The 19,712-nt window shown below is 64.8% G+C and carries 20 protein-coding genes; 15 read left to right on the top strand and 5 right to left on the bottom strand.

The features are described 5' to 3' along the window. Nucleotides 1-134 precede the first annotated feature (134 nt). The 5 genes from I5E68_RS09035 (at nt 135) to I5E68_RS09015 (ending at nt 2,607) form a co-directional block, all read left to right on the top strand. On the top strand, nt 135-668 hold the full coding sequence (locus I5E68_RS09035) for a hypothetical protein (protein WP_197163075.1): 534 nt from the start codon (nt 135-137) through the stop codon (nt 666-668). A 262-nt stretch (nt 669-930) separates the two neighbouring features. Continuing rightward, complete coding sequence (locus tag I5E68_RS09030; protein ID WP_267449821.1) at nt 931-1,242, top strand: phage holin family protein; 312 nt, start codon at nt 931-933, stop codon at nt 1,240-1,242. After that, nucleotides 1,239-1,556: a hypothetical protein gene (locus I5E68_RS09025; protein WP_197163071.1), complete on the top strand. Its 318-nt coding sequence runs from the start codon at nt 1,239-1,241 to the stop codon at nt 1,554-1,556. The genes I5E68_RS09030 and I5E68_RS09025 overlap by 4 nt, the downstream gene beginning before the upstream one ends. Continuing rightward, nucleotides 1,549-2,076 carry a hypothetical protein gene (locus I5E68_RS09020; RefSeq protein ID WP_197163069.1) on the top strand — a complete coding sequence of 176 codons (528 nt, stop codon included), beginning with the start codon at nt 1,549-1,551 and terminating at the stop codon, nt 2,074-2,076. Before I5E68_RS09025 ends, I5E68_RS09020 begins: the two co-directional genes overlap by 8 nt. Before the next feature lie 306 nt (nt 2,077-2,382). After that, complete coding sequence (locus I5E68_RS09015) at nt 2,383-2,607, top strand: DUF4170 domain-containing protein (protein ID WP_197163067.1); 225 nt, start codon at nt 2,383-2,385, stop codon at nt 2,605-2,607. A 127-nt stretch (nt 2,608-2,734) separates the two neighbouring features. Here the strand turns inward: I5E68_RS09015 and greA are convergent, their stop codons facing one another. From greA to carA, 3 genes are all read right to left on the bottom strand, one after another. Further along, nucleotides 2,735-3,211, bottom strand: a complete 477-nt coding sequence (gene greA, locus I5E68_RS09010; RefSeq protein WP_197163065.1) for a transcription elongation factor GreA — start codon at nt 3,209-3,211, stop codon at nt 2,735-2,737. Between the two features lie 133 nt (nt 3,212-3,344). Further along, the gene (carB, locus tag I5E68_RS09005; protein WP_197163062.1) at nt 3,345-6,668 is read right to left on the bottom strand and encodes a carbamoyl-phosphate synthase large subunit; all 3,324 of its coding nucleotides are present in this window, start codon (nt 6,666-6,668) and stop codon (nt 3,345-3,347) included. Nucleotides 6,669-6,739: 71 nt separating this feature from the next. Next, nucleotides 6,740-7,906, bottom strand: coding sequence for a glutamine-hydrolyzing carbamoyl-phosphate synthase small subunit (gene carA, locus I5E68_RS09000; RefSeq protein ID WP_197163060.1), 1,167 nt, complete (start codon nt 7,904-7,906; stop codon nt 6,740-6,742). A gap of 173 nt (nt 7,907-8,079) precedes the next feature. Between carA and I5E68_RS08995 the strand changes: the two genes are divergently transcribed. The 3 genes from I5E68_RS08995 to rpoD all read left to right on the top strand — a co-directional run bounded on the left by I5E68_RS08995 (nt 8,080) and on the right by rpoD (nt 12,534). Then, entirely contained in the window at nt 8,080-8,532 is a 453-nt protein-coding gene (locus tag I5E68_RS08995) for a GatB/YqeY domain-containing protein (protein ID WP_197163058.1), read from the top strand. Between the two features lie 44 nt (nt 8,533-8,576). Continuing rightward, complete coding sequence (gene dnaG, locus I5E68_RS08990; protein WP_197163056.1) at nt 8,577-10,457, top strand: DNA primase; 1,881 nt, start codon at nt 8,577-8,579, stop codon at nt 10,455-10,457. A 61-nt stretch (nt 10,458-10,518) separates the two neighbouring features. After that, nucleotides 10,519-12,534, top strand: coding sequence for an RNA polymerase sigma factor RpoD (rpoD, locus tag I5E68_RS08985; RefSeq protein WP_197163054.1), 2,016 nt, complete (start codon nt 10,519-10,521; stop codon nt 12,532-12,534). An 81-nt stretch (nt 12,535-12,615) separates the two neighbouring features. On the opposite strand, the gene I5E68_RS08980 is transcribed toward rpoD, so the two are convergent. Then, entirely contained in the window at nt 12,616-14,580 is a 1,965-nt protein-coding gene (locus I5E68_RS08980; protein WP_228726904.1) for a M20/M25/M40 family metallo-hydrolase, read from the bottom strand. Between I5E68_RS08980 and rpiB the strand changes: the two genes are divergently transcribed. The 7 genes from rpiB to I5E68_RS08945 all read left to right on the top strand — a co-directional run bounded on the left by rpiB (nt 14,567) and on the right by I5E68_RS08945 (nt 19,067). Then, nucleotides 14,567-15,004: a ribose 5-phosphate isomerase B gene (gene rpiB, locus I5E68_RS08975; RefSeq protein WP_197163052.1), complete on the top strand. Its 438-nt coding sequence runs from the start codon at nt 14,567-14,569 to the stop codon at nt 15,002-15,004. The genes I5E68_RS08980 and rpiB overlap by 14 nt on opposite strands. Nucleotides 15,005-15,025: 21 nt before the next feature. After that, nucleotides 15,026-16,324, top strand: a complete 1,299-nt coding sequence (gene glyA, locus I5E68_RS08970) for a serine hydroxymethyltransferase (protein WP_197163050.1) — start codon at nt 15,026-15,028, stop codon at nt 16,322-16,324. A gap of 4 nt (nt 16,325-16,328) precedes the next feature. After that, nucleotides 16,329-16,556: a hypothetical protein gene (locus I5E68_RS08965; RefSeq protein WP_197163048.1), complete on the top strand. Its 228-nt coding sequence runs from the start codon at nt 16,329-16,331 to the stop codon at nt 16,554-16,556. A 34-nt stretch (nt 16,557-16,590) separates the two neighbouring features. Beyond that, nucleotides 16,591-17,076 carry a transcriptional regulator NrdR gene (gene nrdR / locus I5E68_RS08960; protein ID WP_197163047.1) on the top strand — a complete coding sequence of 162 codons (486 nt, stop codon included), beginning with the start codon at nt 16,591-16,593 and terminating at the stop codon, nt 17,074-17,076. Nucleotides 17,077-17,084: 8 nt separating this feature from the next. Further along, nucleotides 17,085-17,852, top strand: a complete 768-nt coding sequence (locus I5E68_RS08955) for an RNA methyltransferase (protein ID WP_197163046.1) — start codon at nt 17,085-17,087, stop codon at nt 17,850-17,852. A gap of 224 nt (nt 17,853-18,076) precedes the next feature. After that, complete coding sequence (rpsD, locus tag I5E68_RS08950; RefSeq protein WP_197163045.1) at nt 18,077-18,691, top strand: 30S ribosomal protein S4; 615 nt, start codon at nt 18,077-18,079, stop codon at nt 18,689-18,691. Nucleotides 18,692-18,884: 193 nt separating this feature from the next. Beyond that, nucleotides 18,885-19,067: a hypothetical protein gene (locus tag I5E68_RS08945; RefSeq protein ID WP_197163044.1), complete on the top strand. Its 183-nt coding sequence runs from the start codon at nt 18,885-18,887 to the stop codon at nt 19,065-19,067. A gap of 5 nt (nt 19,068-19,072) precedes the next feature. Here the strand turns inward: I5E68_RS08945 and I5E68_RS08940 are convergent, their stop codons facing one another. After that, entirely contained in the window at nt 19,073-19,702 is a 630-nt protein-coding gene (locus I5E68_RS08940; protein WP_197163043.1) for an AAA family ATPase, read from the bottom strand. Nucleotides 19,703-19,712 lie beyond the last annotated feature (10 nt).

The raw sequence follows: 19,712 nt of genomic DNA, 5'->3' as shown, positions 1-19,712 counted from the left end.
TTCGCGTGACAAGTTGCGTTGCAGAAGTAACGCGCAGCTTGTGTTACTCTGTCCGCATAACATATCATGTCCGTGCCGTGTTCCGGGATGACTCCGAACAAGGCACGGCTCGCAAGGAAAGGAAGGAATCAACCATGGTCGATCCCACCAGCACCACCGGGCCCGAGGCCACCGGCGCCAACGGCGCACAGGGTGCCAAGACCCATTTCACCAAGGCAATGGAAGAAGCCATGGCAGGTGCGCACGCCCTTGCCGGCGAATGCAAGGACAAGTTCTCGCAGACCAAGGACGAGCTTGGCGGTGAGGCCAAGACCCGCTCCGACGATGCACGCGACAAGGCCAGCGCCTTTGCCGAAGACGCGAAGGTGCGCGCGAGCGAATACGCGGTCGAGGGCAAGGCCCGCACCAGCGCGGCCATCATCAGCCTGTCGAAAGTCATCGACGACAACACCGCCACGATCGACGACAAGGTCGGCGTAAAGTACGGCGACTACGCCCGCACCGCCTCGCAGTCGATGAAGGACGCTGCGACCAAGCTCGACGAGAAGAGCTTCGAGGAACTGGGTGAGGACGCCAGGACCTTCGTGCGCGAGAGCCCGGGCCTTGCCGTAGGCATGGCTGTTGCCGCCGGTTATGTGCTGGGCAAGCTGTTCACGCGGGCCAAGTAAGGCCGGGAAGGCCGTCTCAAGCCACCGGGAGCCGCGGGTCGTCCCCCGGCCCCGAAGTACGCTTCGACGGCTCCTGGAAAGATCCGGCACCGCCACGACCAACGGGCACAAGACAAGACTGAAAGGCCCCATGCAAACACCAGCAGCTGCCTCGACGCCCCCGCTCGAGAGTGCGGGACAACCCGGCTACGTTCCTGATCCGGAGCCAGCCCGCCAGTTCCGGCCCGGCGAGGACCCCAATCTGGTCGAGGACCTGCGCGGTTTGGCCGAAGAAGCCAGCGCGCTGGCCAAGGCCGAACTGGCATTTCAGAAATCGCGTGCGGCTTATGCGGGAAGCCAGGCCAAGAAAATCCTGGCGCTGTGCGTCGTAGCGGCGGTTTTCGCCTTCTTTGCGGTCACCGCATTCATCGTGGGACTGGTGATTTCGCTGGCCGGACTGATCGGACCATGGGCTTCGATGGCTGTCGTCACCGTAGGCCTGCTGCTTTTGGCCTTCGTATGCCTACTCAATGCGAAGTCGCGGCTGAACGCCACCAAGGCCGTGGTCAGCGATGGCGGGGAGAACGGTCGATGAGCCGGGGAGCAAGCCAGGTAGCCCTCGACAGGGCCACCCGCGATGCCGCGAAGGCCAAGTTCGATAGTCGCTACGGCACGATCAAGGCTGACATGGAAAAGCGCGGTGTCGCCGGGCGCGTCATCGACGAAACACTCGCCACCGTGAAAGAAGGCTTCGACGAGGCCGTCGCCGTAGTGGAGGAGCGCCCCGCCATCGTTGGCGGAACCTTGGCAATCCTCGCGCTTTGGATTTTCAAAGGCCCGATCATCGATTTGATCACAAGCATCTTCGGTCGCGAGACCGAACCGCAGGAGGACTCAGAACGTGACTGACACCAATCCGCAAGCCCCCGAGACCTCGGCAACCAGCGCCAATCCGGGCAACATCGTCGCCCTGCCCTCGAAGGCTGAGGAACAGCGCCCTTCCGACAAGGTCATCGGCTTCGTCAAGCGCCATCCGGTCCTGACCGTCGCTGGCGGGATCGCGGCAGGCGCACTCGTGACCGCCCTGCTCCCGCGTCGCATGACGCGCGGCGTCGCCAGCAAGGCCGTCGGCCTCGCCGAAGTCGCCGGAACCTCGACCATGCTCTTTGGCAAGCGCATGGGCGACAAGGCGCACGATCTGGGTGAGGACGTACTCGAAAGTGCCCACAGCTTCGGAGACAAGGCCGAAAAGGCAAGCGACGCGGCTCTCTCTCGCCTCCAGAAGATCGGCACTGCGGCGCTCGCGGCAGTTGCTGCGGCGAGCCACAGCGCCGGTCGCAAGGCCTCCCACCTCGGCGACGTGGCCTCCGATGGCTCGCACAAGGTCGCCGACCTGGCAGTCGAGATGAAGAAGAAGGTCGCAGGCTGACCAACGCATGCGCGGCGCGATACAAGCGCCCCGCACGCTCCAAGAGACACACTTGCTCCGCATGCAAATCACGGCGCGTGATCGGCAAGCGGGGCAATTGTTGCTTCGGAAACGGACAGAATGCATGTCCGATTACGTGAACCAGCATAATTCCAGCCACTTATGATCGCCAGGCGGGAAAGCATAATGCTAATGCTTCGCAAGATCAGTAAGGACCCAGAAAGCGCCAAGATCGGCCCTTGCCCTTCGTACTATCCAAACTTATAGGGCAGGCTCTCTCTCCCAAGCAGGAAAGCGGCTCTTCCCATGCAGCAGAAACTTCATCTCGTGATGGGCGGCCGGGTCAAGGATCCGCGCAGCCATGAATTCGTCGATCTCAACGATCTCGACATGGTCGGCGTGTTTCCCGACTTCGCCTCGGCGCAGGATGCCTGGAAGTCGGCCGCGCAGCGCACCGTCGACGATGCCGAAATGAAGTACGTCATCGTGCACCTGCATCGGCTGTTCGAGCCCGAACTGCCCGAGGGCTGATTGCCCCGCAGGTTGGCCGCACAGGCCAACGATACAAGAAAAAGGCCGACGGTTCACACCGCCGGCCTTTTTCTTTTGATCAATTACTGTTTCGCAGTCCCGATCCGCATGGCAGACCGGTCGCGATTCAGATGAATTCGATCTTCTGGACAAGATAGAACTTGTCACCCGAGGGAACGGTGACTTCGACCTCTTCCTCGATCTTCTTGCCGATCAGCGCCTTGCCCAGCGGCGAGTTGTAGCTGATCCGGCCCACCTTCGCGTCAGCCTCGTAAGGCCCGACAATCTGGTAGCGCACCGGCTTGTCGTCATCGTCGAGCAGGGTCACGGTCGCGCCGAAGATGATCTTGTCGCCCGACAGCGTGGTCGGGTCGATGATCTGCGCGCGGCTGATCTTGTCTTCGAGATCACCAATAGTGGCCTCGATCTGGCCCTGACGTTCCTTCGCCGCATGATATTCTGCATTTTCGGAAAGGTCGCCGTGGGCGCGCGCTTCCTCGATCGCATCGACAACGCGCGGCCGCTCTTCACGCAGCGCCTTGAGATCGGCGGTCAGCCTCTCGTAGCCTTCCGCCAGCATCGGCAGCTTTTCAACACTGGCCATCAATTCTTCCTCCTGTTGCCTCCCACGTTAGCCCCGCGTTCGGACGGTGGGGACTCGTTTCCCCTCCGGTCCCGGGCATATGCCCCGAGGGACCGGTTCCGACCTGCAATGATGTGGGAAGGCAAGATCGATTTCAGTTATAATAATCCTGCAACGAGCGCACTTCAAGTTGGCTCCCGCGAATCGTCGCAATCGCCTCGGCTGCAGCGACGCTGGCCGCTGCCGTCGTGAAGATCGAAACCTTGGCGGTCACGGCCGAAGCACGGATCGACTGCGAGTCCTTAAGGCTCTGCCACCCCTCGGTGGTGTTGATGATCATCGACACCTCGCCATCCTCGATCTTGTCGACGATGTGCGGACGGCCTTCGGCCACTTTGTTGACCAGGTCGACGCCGACCCCGGCCTCGGCCAGGTATTCCTGCGTGCCCGAGGTCGCGATGACCTTGAAGCCCTCGTCGAGCAGCTGGCGCACCACGGGCAGGATCAGCGGCTTGTCGCTGTCCTTGACCGAGACGAACACCGTGCCTTCGGTCGGCAGGCGCATGCCTGCACCCAGCTGCGCCTTGGCAAAGGCACGCGGATAGTCGCGGTCGATGCCCATGACCTCGCCGGTCGACTTCATCTCGGGGCTCAGCACGGGATCGGTACCGGGGAAGCGGGCAAACGGGAACACCGCTTCCTTGACCGCCATGTAGTCGAGCTCGCGCTTGATCGGCGGGAAGCTGGAGAGCTTCTCGCCGGCCATGACGCGGGCCGCGATCTTGGCGACCGGCTGACCGATGGCCTTGGCGACGAACGGCACGGTACGCGAGGCGCGCGGGTTGACCTCGATGAGGTAGACCTCACCGTCCTTCACCGCGAACTGCACGTTCATCAGGCCGCGCACACCAAGACCCATGGCCAGCGCATGGGCCTGGCGCTCCATCTCGGCGATGATCTCCGCAGGCAGGCTGTAGGGCGGAATGGTGCAGGCGCTGTCGCCCGAGTGCACCCCGGCCTCCTCGATGTGCTGCATCACGCCCGCGATCACGACTTCATCGCCATCGCACAGGGCATCGACGTCGCACTCAATCGCGTCGCGCAGGTACTGATCGATCAGGACCGGGCTGTCGCCCGAGACCTGGACGGCAGTGGCGATGTAGTCGTCGAGCTGCTGTTCGCTGTCGACGATCTCCATGGCCCGTCCACCGAGGACGTAGCTGGGACGCGTCAGCACTGGATAGCCGATGCGGTTGGCGACGGCGACCGCCTCGTCACGGCTGCGCGCCATGCCATTGGCGGGCTGCTTGAGCCCGAGCTTGTCGACGAGAGCGGCAAAGCGCTCGCGGTCCTCGGCAAGGTCGATCGCGTCGGGCGAGGTACCGAGGATGGGAATACCCTCGTCTTCCAGCGCCTTGGCGAGCTTGAGCGGGGTCTGGCCGCCGAACTGGACGATCACGCCGACGAGTTCGCCCTTGCTCTGCTCGACCTTGAGGATCTCGATCACGTCCTCGGCCGTCAGCGGCTCGAAGTAGAGGCGATCCGAGGTGTCGTAGTCGGTCGACACGGTTTCGGGGTTGCAGTTGACCATGATCGTCTCGAAGCCGGCTTCCTCGAGCGCGAAGCAGGCGTGGACGCAGCAGTAGTCGAACTCGATGCCCTGGCCGATGCGGTTGGGACCACCGCCCAGGATCACGACCTTGCGACGCTCGGACGGCATGGCCTCGTCCTCGGCTGCGCCGAAGATCGGGGTCTCATAGGTCGAGTACATGTAAGGCGTCACCGCCTCGAACTCGGCCGCGCAGCTGTCGATGCGCTTGAACACCGGACGTACGCCGAGCTTGTGGCGAAGTGCGCGCACTTCCTCCTCGCTGGTCGCACCGGCCATCGCGCGCAGCGCGTCGTGCAGCAGGCCCGAACGGCGCGCCTGGGTCTCGGCGAGACCGCCTGCGACATGAACCGAACGCACTGCGAGGGTCGAGAGACGGTGGTCGGAAAAGCCCATGGCCTTGAGGCGGCGCAGACCGTCCGCATCATTGGGCAGGCCATGCGCGAGAATGCCCTTCTCGGCCTCGATGATCTCCTCGATCTGGCGCAGGAACCAGCGCTCGTAGAAGGTGATCGCATGGATCTCCTCAACGCTGAAGCCTTCGCGCATTGCCTGGGCAATGTTGAGCAGACGCGTCGGCGTCGCCTTCGACAAGGCGGCGGTGATCGTGTCGCGGCTGGCGCCTTCGAGCTCGGCGACGCGGTTGAAGCCGTCGAGACCGGTCTCGAGGCCACGCAGCGCCTTCTGCATCGATTCCTTGATGTTGCGCCCGATCGCCATGACCTCACCGACCGACTTCATCGCGGTGGAGAGTTCGGGCTTGGAGCCCTTGAACTTCTCGAAGGCGAAGCGCGGGATCTTGGTCACGACATAGTCGATGGTCGGCTCGAAGCTTGCGGGCGTCGCGCCGGTGATCTCGTTGGTGATCTCGTCGAGCGTGTAGCCAACGGCCAGCTTGGCCGCGACGCGCGCGATCGGGAAGCCGGTGGCCTTGGACGCCAGCGCCGAGGAGCGCGACACGCGCGGGTTCATCTCGATGACGATGAGACGACCGTCCTTCGGGTTCACCGCGAACTGGACGTTCGAACCGCCGGTCTCGACGCCGATCTCGCGCAGCACCTCGAGCGAGGCGGTACGCATGATCTGGTATTCCTTGTCGGTGAGCGTGAGCGCCGGTGCGACGGTGATCGAGTCGCCGGTATGGACGCCCATCGGGTCGACGTTCTCGATCGAGCAGATGATGATGCAGTTGTCCTTGCGGTCGCGGACAACCTCCATCTCGTACTCTTTCCAGCCCAGCAGCGATTCCTCGATGAGGACCTCGGTGGTGGGCGAGGCATCGAGTCCCGATTTCACGATCGCCTCGAACTCGGCCTTGTTGTAGGCGATGCCGCCGCCGGTGCCGCCGAGCGTGAAGCTGGGACGGATGATCGAGGGCAGCCCGGTGGTCTCGAGCACGGCAAAGGCCTCGTCGAGCGTATGGGCAACGCCCGAGCGCGCGCTCTCGAGGCCGATCTTGTCCATCGCCTCGCGGAAACGCTGGCGGTCCTCGGCCTTGTCGATGGCGTCGGCATCCGCGCCGATCATCTTGACGCCGAACTTCTCGAGCGTGCCGTCGTTGAACAGCGCCAGCGCGCAGTTAAGCGCGGTCTGGCCGCCCATGGTGGGGAGCACCGCATCGGGGCGCTCCTTCTCGATGATCTTGGCGACGACCTCGGGGGTGATCGGCTCGACGTAAGTCGCATCGGCCATGTCCGGGTCGGTCATGATCGTCGCCGGGTTCGAGTTCACCAGGACGACCCGGTAACCCTCTTCCTTGAGCGCCTTGATCGCCTGGGTGCCGGAATAGTCGAACTCGCAGGCCTGGCCGATGATGATCGGGCCGGCACCGATAACGAGGATCGTGGAGATGTCTGTACGCTTGGGCATGGTTCAGTCCTGCCTTGGATTATGGGGTTCTGTCAGGATGCGGGTTGTGCTGTGGCGAGGCCTGCCGGCTCTCAGCCAAGCATCCCGACGAACTTCTCGAAGAGGTAGAAACTGTCCTGCGGTCCGGGCGACGCCTCGGGGTGGTACTGCACGCCGAAGGCCTTCTTGCCGGTAATCGCGATGCCGCAGTTGGTGCCGTCGAACAGCGAGACGTGGGTCTCGACGACGTTGTCCGGCAGGGTCTTGTTGTCGACCGCGAAGCCGTGGTTCATCGAGGTGATCTCGACGACGCCGTCCTCGTTGCGCCTGACCGGGTGGTTGGCGCCGCGGTGGCCCTGGAACATCTTGGCGGTCTTGGCACCCGCCGCGAGAGCCAGCATCTGGTGGCCAAGGCAAATGCCGAAGACCGGAACGTCGCGCTCGAGCAGGCCCTTGATCACCGGCACGGCGTAGGCGCCGGTCGCAGCCGGGTCGCCGGGACCGTTGGAAAGGAATACGCCGGCAGGTTCGAGCGCGAGGATGGCCTCGAGCGAGGTCTCTGCGGGAACCACGGTGACGCGCGCGCCGGCCTTCACCAGGTTGCGGAAGATATTGTCCTTGGCGCCGTAGTCGATCGCGACGACGTGCGGACGCGCCTCGCCCTCGCCTGCGCCGTAGCCGGTGCCCAGCGTCCAGGTCGAGCCATCCCAGCTCTCCTCGATCTGACGGCTGACCAGCTTGGCAAGGTCCATGCCCTCGAGGCCCGGCCACTCCTGCGCCTTCTTGGTGAGCGCGGCGATGTCGAAGTTTCCTTCGGGATCATGCGCGATGACCGCGTTGGGCGCGCCGCTCATGCGGATGTGGCGGGTCAGCGCACGGGTATCGACGCCGGCAAGACCGATCTTGCCCTTGGCCGCAAGCCAGTCGCCGAACTCACCGCTCGAGCGGAAGTTCGCGGCGAGCGTGACGTCCTCGCGGACAATGCAGCCGAGCGCGCCGTCGACCTTTGATTCAAGGTCCTCGTCGTTCACGCCGACGTTGCCGATGTGGGGGAAGGTGAAGGTGACGATCTGGCCCGCGTAGGAAGGATCGGTCATCACTTCCTGGTAGCCGGTCATCGAGGTGTTGAAGCAGACCTCGCCGACGGCATCGCCGACTGCACCGAAACCGCGCCCCCAGACCACGTGGCCATTGCTCAGGACGAGGACACCCGTCGCCCCTTCAGGTTTGGGCGCAGGCGAAGTTGCGGCGTCGGCCATAATGGGCAGCTCCGTTGAGGTTGGTTCAGGCATGTGTGCTAAGGCCCTCCCGCTAGAGACGGTTGTGCATCGCGTCAAGGCAGCAGGGTGCAAAAAGCCCTGCAGCCTGCTAAATACCCGCGGCCACGTGGCCTGTGACCCAGGCCCACCCCTTAAACCGAGACAGGAAAACAATGCTTCGCGATTCGATCAAGTCCGCACAGGTCACGGCGATGAAATCAGGCGACAAACCGCGCCTCGCCGCGGTCCGCCTCATCCTTGCCAAGATCAAGGATCGCGACATCGAACTGCGCACCGCCGATACCAAGCCCGACGATGACGCAATGGTGATCGAGGTGCTCCAGAAGATGGTCAAGCAGCGCCGCGAATCGATCCAGCTGTTCGAAGAAGGCGGTCGCCCGGAGCGCGCCGCGGATGAAAAGGCCGAACTCGTCGTCATCGAGGAGTTCCTCCCAGCGCAGATGAGCGAGGAAGAAACCAAGGCCAAGATCGAGGCGATCAAGGCCGAGGTCGGCGCGAGCGGCATGAAGGACATGGGCAAGGTCATGGGCCTACTCAAGGAGCGACACGCGAGCGAGCTCGACATGGGCAAGGCAAGCGGCTGGGTGAAGGCTGCCCTCACCTGATCCGCCGACTATCCGGCAGGCCGCGAACCGCGTAACATCCACCCGTGCTAACACCGCAATGGCTCGACCAGCTTCGTTCCAAGACCACGCTTTCGGCGCTGGTCGGCCGTTCGGTGCGCCTGCAGAAGGCAGGACGCGAGTACAAGGCCTGCTGCCCCTTCCACGACGAGAAGTCGCCCAGCTTCTACGTAAACGACGATAAGGGCTTCTATCACTGCTTCGGCTGCGGGGCGCATGGCGATGCGATTCGCTGGATGACCGATCACCAGGGTCTCGCCTTCATGGACGCGGTCAAGGATCTCGCCGCCGAAGCGGGCATGGACATTCCTGCGCCCGATCCGCGCGCGGCAAAGGCTGCACAGAAGCGCGACACGCTGCACGACGTAACCGGCGCCGCGCAGGAGTGGTTCCGTTCGCGCCTCGCCGCGCCCGAGGGCGACCAGGCCCGCGCCTACCTCGCCACACGCGGCTTTAACGCCCGCACGCTCGAACGCTTCGGCTTCGGGTTCGCGCCCGATGACCGACAGGCGCTCAAGCAGGCCCTCGGCAGCCGCTTCCCCGAAGCCATGCTGGTCGAGGCGGGCCTGCGCATCGAGGTCGAGGAGCGCGATACCTACGACCGTTTTCGTGGCCGCCTGATGCTGCCCATCGAGGACGCGCGCGGCCGGGTCATCGCCTTTGGCGGACGCATCCTCTCGAAAGAGAAGACCAAGGCCCCCAAGTACCTCAATTCGCCCGACACCCCGCTCTTCGACAAGGGACGCACACTCTACAACCTGCACCGTGCCGCCCCCGCCGCGCGCCAGTCGGGCCGGATGATCGTGGTCGAGGGCTACATGGACGTGATCGCGCTGGCAGCCGCGGGCATCGAGGAGTGCGTTGCCCCGCTCGGCACCGCGCTTACCGAACACCAGATCGAGATGCTCTGGCGGCAGGTGGAGACCCCGACCCTGTGTTTCGACGGCGATGCCGCCGGCCAGCGTGCGGCCATGCGCGCGGTGACCCGCGCCCTGCCCCTCCTGCGCCCCGCCCATTCGCTGCGCATCGTTCGCCTGCCCGAAGGCCTCGACCCCGACGACCTGCTCAAGAGCAAGGGCCGCAAGGCCATGGAGGACCTGCTGGGCGAGGCCAAGGGTCTGGTCGATGTCCTGTGGGAGACCGAGCGCGATGCCCAGCCTCTCGCGACGCCCGAGGACAAGGCTGGCCTGAAGGCCCGCCTGATGGCGCATGTCGATGCCATCCAGGACCCGGACATCGCCAGCCTCTATCGCCGCGAACTTTCCGAGCGCTATTCCGAGTTCGCCTTTCCCCGCCGCGAGAACCGCTGGCAGCCCGGCGGACCGAACCGCCAGAGCGGCGGACAGAAATGGCAACCGCGCGGCAAGTGGAACGGGCGCCCCGCCCCTGCGCCCTCGCTGCCCGAATCGATCGAGCGCCTGCGCCGTGCACTCGAGGGTGGCTCGCGCGACGCGCTCTCGGCCGCGGTACTTGCCGGGCTGATGCGACGTCCCGAACTGGTGCCCCGCCATGCCGAGGCCCTCGCACGCACCCCCGGTCTCGATTCGCGCTTCGCTGCACTGATCGAGTGTTGCCATGCGCTCGACACGCTTGAAACCGGCGCGCTTGCCACCATATTGACCGGCAATGGTCTGGAAGTTCCCGGTACCGCTGAATATTCGGGGCTGCGATTCGGCTTTCTCGCGCCCGATGCGGATGCACAGCATGCGGCAGAGGAACTGGCCCAGGCGATCGAACTCTTGGTCGAGCGACCAGTGCTGGAAGCGGCTCTCGCGGAGGCGACATCACGTCATGAAACCGAGTTTTCTGACGAAACATGGGCGGAACAGCAGCGCTTGCTCAAGAGAAAGCTGGAATTTGACAATCGCCTCAGGCAAATGGCGACAAGACATGCGTCTTCGTCCTGATTGTATAATCGGCTGATTGTGCAAGCGGGATCGCGGACAGCACGGGGATAACGGCGGAAGAATGAGCAAGAACGACAACACCGGCAGCGACGGCGAGGGCAACGACGCGCCGCTGATCGATCTCAACGAGGCATCGATCAAGAAGCTGATCGCGCGCGCCAAGCGCCGCGGGGTGATCACTTACGACGAACTGAACGAGGCGCTGCCTCAGGACCAGATGTCCTCCGAGCAGATCGAGGACATCATGGCCGCGATCTCCGAGATGGGCGTCAATATCGTCGAATCGGACGAGGACTCGCAAGGCGAGGACAACGACGACAACGATGTCGACGAGGTCGATGGCGACGATTCCGGCCCCAAGCCGGTCGTCGAGACCAAGAAGAAGGAAACCGTCGAGCGCACTGACGACCCGGTGCGCATGTACCTGCGCGAGATGGGCGCGGTCGAGCTGCTCAGCCGCGAGGGCGAAATCGCCATCGCCAAGCGCATCGAGGCGGGCCGCGACATGATGATCTTGGGCCTGTGCGAGAGCCCGATCACCTTCCACGCCATCATCCAGTGGTCCGAAGCACTCAACAACGGCGAAATGCAGCTGCGCGAGATCCTCGATCTCGATGCCATGCTGTCGAAGGAACCCGCACCCGAGAGCCTCAACGAGGACGGCGAGAGCGACGACGACGGCGAGATCTCCGAGGCCACCGCCGGCCCCTCGTACAAGGAAGACGAGGACGAGGAGGACAACTCCGAGGAAGGCGAGGAAGGCGAGGACGGCGAAGGCCGCCGCAAGGAAGAGGACGAGGAAGAGGACAACACCCTCTCGCTCGCCCAGATGGAAGCGGCGCTCAAGCCCGAGGCGCTCGAGAAGTTCGCCACCATCACCGAACTTTTCCAGACTTTCGAGAAGCTCCAGTCGGAGCGCCTCGAGGCGCTGGCGCTGGGCATCGATTTCCCGACGTCCAAGGAAGACCGCTACAACGAACTGCGCGAGGAACTCACCGCGCATGTCGAATCGGTCCAGTTCCACGCGACCAAGATCGAATACCTGGTCGACAACCTCTACACCTTCAATCGTCGCCTGACCGCGCTCGGCGGCCAGATGCTGCGTCTGGCCGAGCGTCACAAGGTCAAGCGCATCGACTTCCTCAACAGCTACGTCGGGCGCGAGCTCGACGACACCTGGCTGAGCGACGTCGCCAAGAAGGACAAGAAGTGGGCTGCCTTCGCCGAGAACGAGGCAGACCCCGTCGAACGCATCCGCGCCGAGGTTTCCGACATCGCCGGTGCGACCGGCATGGCGCTCCCCGAGTTCCGCCGCATCGTCAACATGGTCCAGAAGGGCGAGCGTGAGGCGCGCATCGCCAAGAAGGAAATGGTCGAGGCGAACCTGCGTCTGGTGATCTCGATTGCCAAGAAGTACACCAACCGCGGCCTGCAGTTCCTGGACCTTATCCAGGAAGGCAACATCGGCCTGATGAAGGCGGTCGACAAGTTCGAGTACCGCCGCGGCTACAAGTTCTCGACTTATGCGACCTGGTGGATCCGTCAGGCCATCACCCGCTCGATTGCGGACCAGGCGCGCACGATCCGTATCCCGGTTCACATGATCGAGACGATCAACAAGCTCGTGCGCACGAGCCGCCAGTTCCTCCACGAGCAGGGCCGCGAGCCCACGCCCGAGGAAATGGCCGAGCGTCTCTCGATGCCGCTCGAGAAGGTGCGCAAGGTGATGAAGATCGCCAAGGAGCCGATCTCCCTCGAAACGCCGATCGGCGACGAGGAAGATTCGCACCTCGGAGACTTCATCGAGGATAAGAACGCGATCATCCCGGTCGATGCGGCGATCCAGTCGAACCTCAAGGAAACGGTCACCCGTGTCCTTGCCAGCCTCACCCCGCGTGAGGAACGCGTGCTGCGCATGCGCTTCGGCATCGGCATGAACACCGATCATACCCTCGAGGAAGTCGGCCAGCAGTTCTCGGTTACCCGCGAACGTATCCGCCAGATCGAGGCGAAGGCACTGCGCAAGCTCAAGCACCCGAGCCGCAGCCGCAAGATGCGCTCGTTCCTCGACCAGTAAGGTCTGGAGCCGCTCCCGGAACACAAAAGGGCCCGCGATCTGGATCGCGGGCCCTTTTTCGTGGGCGCAGTTTCTGGAAAATCAGTGCCGCACGATTGCCGCTCGCTGCTCGGAATAGACCGCAACGCTCTGTGCGAGCGGGTCGAGGCGGACCCACATCGCCAGCCCGACAGCGAGGGCAATCAAGCCGCCCGCAAGCATGGCGCGCGGCGCCCGGTGCCGCGAAACATCGAACGGCGCGAAAGCGATCACCACCATCGCGAGCGGCAGTACGACGCTCATCGGCATGGTCGGTCCGACCGCCTGCATCAGCAGAAACCCGAAGAACAGTGCGTAGCCGCCCACGAGCCCGGCCACGAGTGCGGCAGGCCAGTGCATCACGCCGCTCAAGCCACACGCGCGCGCAAGAGCCACGGCTCCGCCAAGCGCCAATGGAATGGTGAGAACGTAGGCCGCGACCGGCGCAAGGGATTGAAACGCCAATGCCGCGACGAAGACCGGGAAAACGCGTCCCGCCTCAGCCCAGGGACCCGGTCGACTGCGCAAACCGGCCAGCAGCAACCCCGCAATAGCGACGCAGAGCGCTATGGCCTGCAGTCGCGGGATCGCAGCAAGGCGATCATAGTAATTGACCGGGGCGTCGGCTCCCGAAAGCAGGTTCAGCAGGTAAAGCGCTCCAGCGACACCGGCCAATAGCGCCAGCGTAGCTCCTGCTCCACCCGCGAACGCGCGTAGCCCGCGCGCTCGCACCAGCGGCAGGGCATAGCCGACGAACCCGATGGCGAGCATGACCCAGCCAAACCAGACCGGGTAATGGACAGCGAAGAGACCGTAGACGTCGAAAAAGACAATGTCGGGCGCAGCTTCGGGCAAAGCCTGCGATGTAGCGAGGCTGCGCGCCAAGCCCAAAGTCTGCTCGCCCATCTGCTGCAGGGATCCGCGATCGAGCGCCTTTGCGCTCGCCAGCGGTGAGTGATACAGGCCAGACCGGCCGATGAAGGCGAAGTTCCAGGCCACCATGCCATCTGGCAACGCTACGGTCAGGTCGGTGTCGTTGGGAAGCACGCTGTAGATGAAGGTCGCGAGCGACGTTCCGGCCGGGTGCGGTGCAGTCTCGCTCCATAGCCGCGCAATCTCGCCATTGCCCGCAGAGGTCTGGAACAGATTGGCCCGCCCGCCCCCGCCGCGCGCCTCGAGATTGACGATCGCTGCGATGCGCGCGGCCTCAGGCGCAGCGTCGAAGAACCGGTGCGCTCCATTGAGCCCGGCTTCCTCGCCGTCGGTCAGCACCACGATGACGTCGCGGCGGCGAGGCCCTTCACTCTGCAGCGCGCGCAGCACCTCGAGGATCGATGCGACACCAGCCCCGTCGTCAGCAGCCGCGGGCGATCCGTAGACCCCGTCATAATGCGCCATCAGTGCCAGTGCCGGCAGTGTCCGGTCTGTCCCTGGCAGTATGCCAATGATGTTCACCAGCGGAATGGTAGCCCGCTGCTCGCCGCTGCGTGCGCTCAGTGTCGCGCGAGCTTCCTCGGGAAAGCTTCCCGACTGCTCACGTACCTCGAGCCCCAACTCGGAGAGGCGGCCCGCAAGATACCCGCGCAAGTCAGCAAGCGCGGGCGAGCCGCTGGCATGGGGTTCGCGCGCTATGCGCTCGACGTCACGCATGGCCCGCTCGGCCGAGAACTTCGTGGGCGGCGCGCTTTCATCAAGCGGGCGTGGCGGCGTCGTCGCGATGACAGCGAGGCCGACCGCAAGGATCAGGGCCAGCATCAAGGGCGCGATCTTCTTCAAGGCGTTCTTTCTCCGGCAAAGCGGCGAAAGTATGAGTACGCCCGAAATGCGTGCCCCTCCCCCGCCTCGTGCGACAATGCCGATTTTGTCGGGACTTGCCACCCCGCGGGTCGATCCTTCCCCGTCCGCGACGCTTTGCCTGTCCGTCTCTTGAACCAGCAGGACTCGCAATAAGACGAAGTCGCGACTAAGGGGTGCGCAAACGAATCCCACCCATCCAGACAGGCAGACCGAGCCCATGCGCATCGCCATCGCATCCGACCACGCAGCCGTCGACCTCAAGGCCGCCTTGCGCGAGTACCTGATCGAGGCCGGACACGAGGTCGCCGACCTCGGCCCCGAGACCGCCGATCGCGTCGACTATCCCGACTACGGCTACAAGCTAGCCTCGGTCGTAGCCGACGGTACGGTCGAGCGCGGCGTCGCGCTGTGCGGCTCGGGCATCGGCATCTCGATCGCGGTCAACCGCGAGCCGGCCTGCCGCTGCGCGCTCGTCTCCGAGCCGCTCTCGGCCGCCCTCTCGCGCGAGCACAACGATGCCAACGTCATCGCGATGGGCGCGCGCCTGACCGGCGAGGACATGGCCAAGGCCTGCCTCGACGCATTCCTTACCACCGAATTCGGCGGAGGCCGCCATGCCGGCCGTGTCGAGAAGCTTTCCAACCCCTCCGTCTGATCACGAAGAGGCCTACTGACCATGACCGTTGAAACCGCCATTCGTTCGCCCGGCTTCTTCACCGACAGCGTCGCCACCAGCGATCCCGCCGTCGCCAAGGCAATCGGCAAGGAAATGAGCCGCGAGCGCAAGCAGATCGAACTGATCGCCTCGGAGAACATCGTCTCCAAGGCCGTACTTGAGGCGCAGGGCTCGGTGCTCACCAACAAGTACGCCGAGGGCTACCCCGGCAAGCGCTACTATCAGGGCTGCGAGCCTTCGGACGAGGTCGAGACCCTCGCCATCGAGCGCGCCAAGCAGCTGTTCGGCTGCGAGTTCGCCAACGTCCAGCCCCACTCGGGCGCACAGGCCAACGGCGCGGTCCTGCTCGCGACGGTCAAGCCCGGCGAGACGATCCTGGGCATGAGCCTCGATGCCGGTGGCCACCTCACCCACGGCGCGCGTGCCGCGCTGTCGGGCAAGTGGTTCAACGCGGTCCAGTACGGCGTGACCAAGGACACTCACCTCATCGACTATGACGAGGTCCAGAAGCTCGCCACCGAGCACCAGCCCAAGCTGATCATCGCGGGTGGTTCGGCCTATCCGCGCGTGATCGACTTCAAGCGCATGCGCGAGATCGCCGACAGCGTTGGCGCGATCTTCCAGGTCGATATGGCCCACTTCGCCGGGCTCGTCGCCGCGGGCGTGCACCCCTCGCCCTTCCCGCACGCGCACATCGCCACCACCACCACGCACAAGACCCTGCGCGGCCCGCGTGGCGGCATGATCCTCACCAATGACGAGAAGCTCGCCAAGAAGATCAACTCGGCGGTCTTCCCGGGCCTTCAGGGCGGCCCGCTGATGCACGTCATCGCCGCCAAGGCCGTTGCCTTCGGCGAGGCACTGCGCCCCGAGTTCAAGGACTACGCCGCCAAGGTCGTCGAAAACGCCAAGGTCCTCGCCGAGACGCTCGCGAGCCGCGGCGCTGCCATCGTCTCGGGCGGCACCGACACTCACGTCGCGCTGATCGACCTCTCGCCGCTGGGCGTGACCGGCAAGGACGCCGACGAGGCGCTCGAGCGTGCAGGCATCACCTGCAACAAGAACGGCATCCCCTTCGACCCGCTGCCGCCGATGAAGACCAGCGGCATCCGCGTCGGCACGCCCGCAGGCACCACACGCGGTTTCGGCCCGGAAGAATTCCGCGAAATCGGCAACATGGTCGCCGACGTCCTCGACGGCCTTGCCAAGAACGGCGAAGCAGGCGATTCTCAGGTGGAGCAGAATGTCCGCACGCGCGTTGAAGCGTTGTGTGACCGTTTCCCCATCTACGAGGACTGATGCCATGATCGACCCCCAGCGCCCCCACAAGACCGGCGACTTCGTCTACGACGCTCGCCAGGAACTTGCCGGAATGCTCGCAGATGGTCTCGACCATCCTTCGACCAAGCCGGTTCTTGCATGGGGCGCGCTGGGAGCGGTCGCGGGGGCAATGCTGCCCTTCGTTCCCGTCGGTCTCGGCCTTGCCGCCGGTGCCGGCTACAAGTTCTACAAGCGCGTCAAACCCGACTGAGGGCACGCGCCCACCCGAAAAGTGACCTTGCCGGATGCGCTGCCCTTTCTGCGCCCATGACGATTCACAGGTGAAGGACAGCCGTCCGGCCGAGGACAATGCCGCGATCCGCCGCCGCCGCCAGTGCTCGAGCTGCGGTGCGCGCTTCACGACCTTCGAGCGCGTCCAGCTGCGCGAGATCACCGTTATCAAGAGCGAGCACGGCGGGTCCGAGCGACGCGAACCGTTCGACCGCGCCAAGATCGAGCAGTCGGTCACCCTCGCCTGCCGCAAGCGCCGGATCGAGCGCGAGCAGATCGACCAGCTCGTCTCGGGCGTCCAGCGCCAGGTCGAGGTCTCGGGCGAGAGCGAGGTGCATTCGCGCGAGATCGGCGAGATGGTGATGGACGGGCTGCGCCAGCTCGACTCGGTCGCCTACATCCGCTTCGCCTCGGTCTACCGCGCCTTCAACGAGGCGCGCGACTTCGAGGAATTCGCGGGCACGGTCCGCGACGTGGCGACCGGCGGCGCCAAGGAATGACCCCAGACATGACCGACACCAACGGCAGCGACAGCGCCGCTCCGCAATTCACGGCCCCCAAGCCCGTCATCGTGCTCGTGCGCCCGCAGCTTGGCGAGAACATCGGCAAGGCGGCGCGCGCGATGCTCAACTTCGGGCTGACCGAGATGCGTCTCGTCACCCCGCGTGACGGCTGGCCGAACCCTTCGGCAGGCCCGGCGGCTGCCGGCGCGAACGAGATCCTCGAAGAGGCCGAAGTCTTCGAAAGCCTCGCCGAGGCGGTCTCGGACTGCACCAATGTCTATGCCACGACCGTGCGCAAGCGCGGCGTGACCAAGCCGGTCGTAACCCCCGAGGAGGCCGCGCGCGAAATCTATGCCGAGCCCGGCCGCTCCGCCTTTGTCTTCGGGCCCGAACGCTCGGGGCTCGAGACCGAGGATGTCGCGGTCGCGCGCTCGATCCTGACCGTTCCGATCAATCCGCAGTTCGGCTCGCTCAACCTCGCGCAGGCCGTGATCCTGTGCGCCTACGAATGGTCGAAGGGTGCAGGTCTGGCCCAGCCCACGCAGGAAGACGTACTGCCCCCTGCCCCGCAGGACGAGCTCGAAGGGCTCATCGGGCATTTCGAGCGCCTGCTCGAGGACAAGAACTACTTCTGGCCCGAGACCCGCGCCGAGGCCAACCGGCTTACGCTACGCAATCTCCTGACCAAGCCCGCCTGGAACCACCTCGAGGTGCGCACCATGCGCGGCGTTCTCTCGACGCTGGAGAAGGCGCGTCGCCCGCGCGGCGAGTGAAGCCCGCGCGTATCCGCCAATTCGCTTGACTTTCGCGGCCCAGCCCCTAGAGGCAGCCGCTTCACGGGAAGCCCGACCGCAAGGCCGGGCATCTCCTTCGGCCCCGCACCCCGGTGAAGCGGCGGCCGCATCCGGCACACGATTGGCTGGATGGTGCGCCCCGGGAAACTAAGGATCGCCTCGCCACGGTGGCGCAGGCGGCAGCAGAACGGAAAGTAGACATCATGTCGAAGCGCAAGAGCGCCAAGTACAAACTCGATCGCCGCATGGGCGAGAACATCTGGGGCCGTCCCAAGAGCTCGGTTAACCGCCGCGCCTACGGCCCGGGCCAGCACGGCCAGCGTCGCAAGGGCAAGCTCTCGGACTACGGTCTGCAGCTGCGCGCCAAGCAGAAGCTCAAGGGCTATTACGGCGACGTGACCGAGAAGCAGTTCAAGCGCACCTACCAGGAAGCCGCCTCGATGAAGGGCGACACCAGTCAGAACCTGATCGGTCTCCTGGAGCAGCGTCTGGACATGGTCGTTTACCGCGCCAAGTTCGCTCCGACCATCTTCGCCGCTCGCCAGATCGTTTCGCACGGCCACATCCGCGTGAACGGCGTGAAGTGCAACATCGCTTCGCGTCGCATCAAGGTCGGTGACGTGATCAGCCTCGGCACCAAGGCCAAGGAAATGGCTCTCATCATCGAGGCCCAGGCCCTGCCCGAGCGTGAAATCCCCGACTACGTGTCGACCGAAGGCGCCGACAAGGTCACCTTCGTTCGCGTTCCGAGCCTTGACGAGGTACCCTACCCCGTCAAGATGGAGCCGAACCTGGTCGTCGAGTTCTACTCGCGCTGATCCGGCCCCGCGAAAGCGGGTTCGGCTGGTCCTTCGGGACCCGCAAATTTCCGGAAAGGGCGGTCCTTCGGGGCCGCCCTTTCTTTTTGCGTGGATCATATGGGACGGTTGCGCGATGCGGAGCAGCGCAATCGTTTTCGGTTCGCCGCATCGGCAGGAACCGGATCTGGGGCATGCGCATTAGCTCGGCACTATGACGCGCTATCGGTATGTAACCCCGCACAAGACCGGGAAATGGTACCCCGACCTTGCCACCGCCCAACGTTTTGCCTGCGCCATCGGTGCAGGATTCCTCGACCGCCGATCCGGGCGCTTCGTGGCCTATATCGGGACTGTCCTGCAGCGCATGCAGGTGCGCGAGCCGGGCCAGGCCTGAGCCCGTCAGGCGAGCGGGCCCAGCCTCTCGCCGACCCATTGCCACAAGGCACTGACTTCGCCTGCGGCCTTGCCCTCGGGTTCGAGTTCCACGGCGACTTCACCCGATGCCGAAGAGCGGTAAAAGGCCGCACGCTCGCCGAAGTGGATCGGGCATACGTCGAGGCCCAGTTCGCGCGCCGAGGCCGATGCACTCTCGAGCATCTTGCTGGCACGCGCCGGGACCGCGTTGAAAACGACGAAGGCGGGCTTGCTGGCGTAGGCCATGAGCCCGGCCGTTGCCTCGAGCGCGTGAAGGTCGAAAGCGCGCGCGCGTGTCGGGATCAGCACGAGGTCGGCGGCACGAACTGCCTCGCGCGCGGCGGTGTCGCCATGCGGGGGCGTGTCGATCACGACCATCTGCGTACCGGCGCGCCGCGCCCGGTCGATGGTGCTCGACAGGCGTACCGGCGGACAGGTGACGACTTCCGGCAGGAATTCCCCGCGCCAGTCGCCCCAGGCCGCTGCCGTCGCCTGCGGATCAGTGTCGATCACACAGGAGCTCTTGCCCTCGTAGGCCGCGCAAGTCGCGAGATGGAGAGCGAGCGTGGTCTTGCCCGAGCCGCCCTTCTGGCTGACGATGGCGATTGTCGGCATAGGCTGGTCC

It is taken from the genome of Novosphingobium aureum, from assembly GCF_015865035.1.
GTDB lineage: Bacteria > Pseudomonadota > Alphaproteobacteria > Sphingomonadales > Sphingomonadaceae > Novosphingobium > Novosphingobium aureum.
This window is presented reverse-complemented; position numbering and strand designations above follow the sequence as displayed.

What these genes read in the sequence shown, in the direction of transcription:
- I5E68_RS09035 (WP_197163075.1), top strand. Translation starts at nt 135, where the DNA reads ATGGTCGATCCCACCAGCACCACCGGGCCCGAGGCCACCGGCGCCAAC.
- I5E68_RS09025 (WP_197163071.1), top strand. Translation starts at nt 1,239, where the DNA reads ATGAGCCGGGGAGCAAGCCAGGTAGCCCTCGACAGGGCCACCCGCGAT.
- I5E68_RS09015 (WP_197163067.1), top strand. Translation starts at nt 2,383, where the DNA reads ATGCAGCAGAAACTTCATCTCGTGATGGGCGGCCGGGTCAAGGATCCG.
- greA (WP_197163065.1), bottom strand. Translation starts at nt 3,211, where the DNA reads ATGGCCAGTGTTGAAAAGCTGCCGATGCTGGCGGAAGGCTACGAGAGG.
- carB (WP_197163062.1), bottom strand. Translation starts at nt 6,668, where the DNA reads ATGCCCAAGCGTACAGACATCTCCACGATCCTCGTTATCGGTGCCGGC.
- carA (WP_197163060.1), bottom strand. Translation starts at nt 7,906, where the DNA reads ATGGCCGACGCCGCAACTTCGCCTGCGCCCAAACCTGAAGGGGCGACG.
- I5E68_RS08995 (WP_197163058.1), top strand. Translation starts at nt 8,080, where the DNA reads ATGCTTCGCGATTCGATCAAGTCCGCACAGGTCACGGCGATGAAATCA.
- rpoD (WP_197163054.1), top strand. Translation starts at nt 10,519, where the DNA reads ATGAGCAAGAACGACAACACCGGCAGCGACGGCGAGGGCAACGACGCG.
- rpiB (WP_197163052.1), top strand. Translation starts at nt 14,567, where the DNA reads ATGCGCATCGCCATCGCATCCGACCACGCAGCCGTCGACCTCAAGGCC.
- I5E68_RS08980 (WP_228726904.1), bottom strand. Translation starts at nt 14,580, where the DNA reads ATGGCGATGCGCATGGGCTCGGTCTGCCTGTCTGGATGGGTGGGATTC.
- glyA (WP_197163050.1), top strand. Translation starts at nt 15,026, where the DNA reads ATGACCGTTGAAACCGCCATTCGTTCGCCCGGCTTCTTCACCGACAGC.
- I5E68_RS08965 (WP_197163048.1), top strand. Translation starts at nt 16,329, where the DNA reads ATGATCGACCCCCAGCGCCCCCACAAGACCGGCGACTTCGTCTACGAC.
- nrdR (WP_197163047.1), top strand. Translation starts at nt 16,591, where the DNA reads ATGCGCTGCCCTTTCTGCGCCCATGACGATTCACAGGTGAAGGACAGC.
- I5E68_RS08955 (WP_197163046.1), top strand. Translation starts at nt 17,085, where the DNA reads ATGACCGACACCAACGGCAGCGACAGCGCCGCTCCGCAATTCACGGCC.
- rpsD (WP_197163045.1), top strand. Translation starts at nt 18,077, where the DNA reads ATGTCGAAGCGCAAGAGCGCCAAGTACAAACTCGATCGCCGCATGGGC.
- I5E68_RS08945 (WP_197163044.1), top strand. Translation starts at nt 18,885, where the DNA reads ATGACGCGCTATCGGTATGTAACCCCGCACAAGACCGGGAAATGGTAC.
- I5E68_RS08940 (WP_197163043.1), bottom strand. Translation starts at nt 19,702, where the DNA reads ATGCCGACAATCGCCATCGTCAGCCAGAAGGGCGGCTCGGGCAAGACC.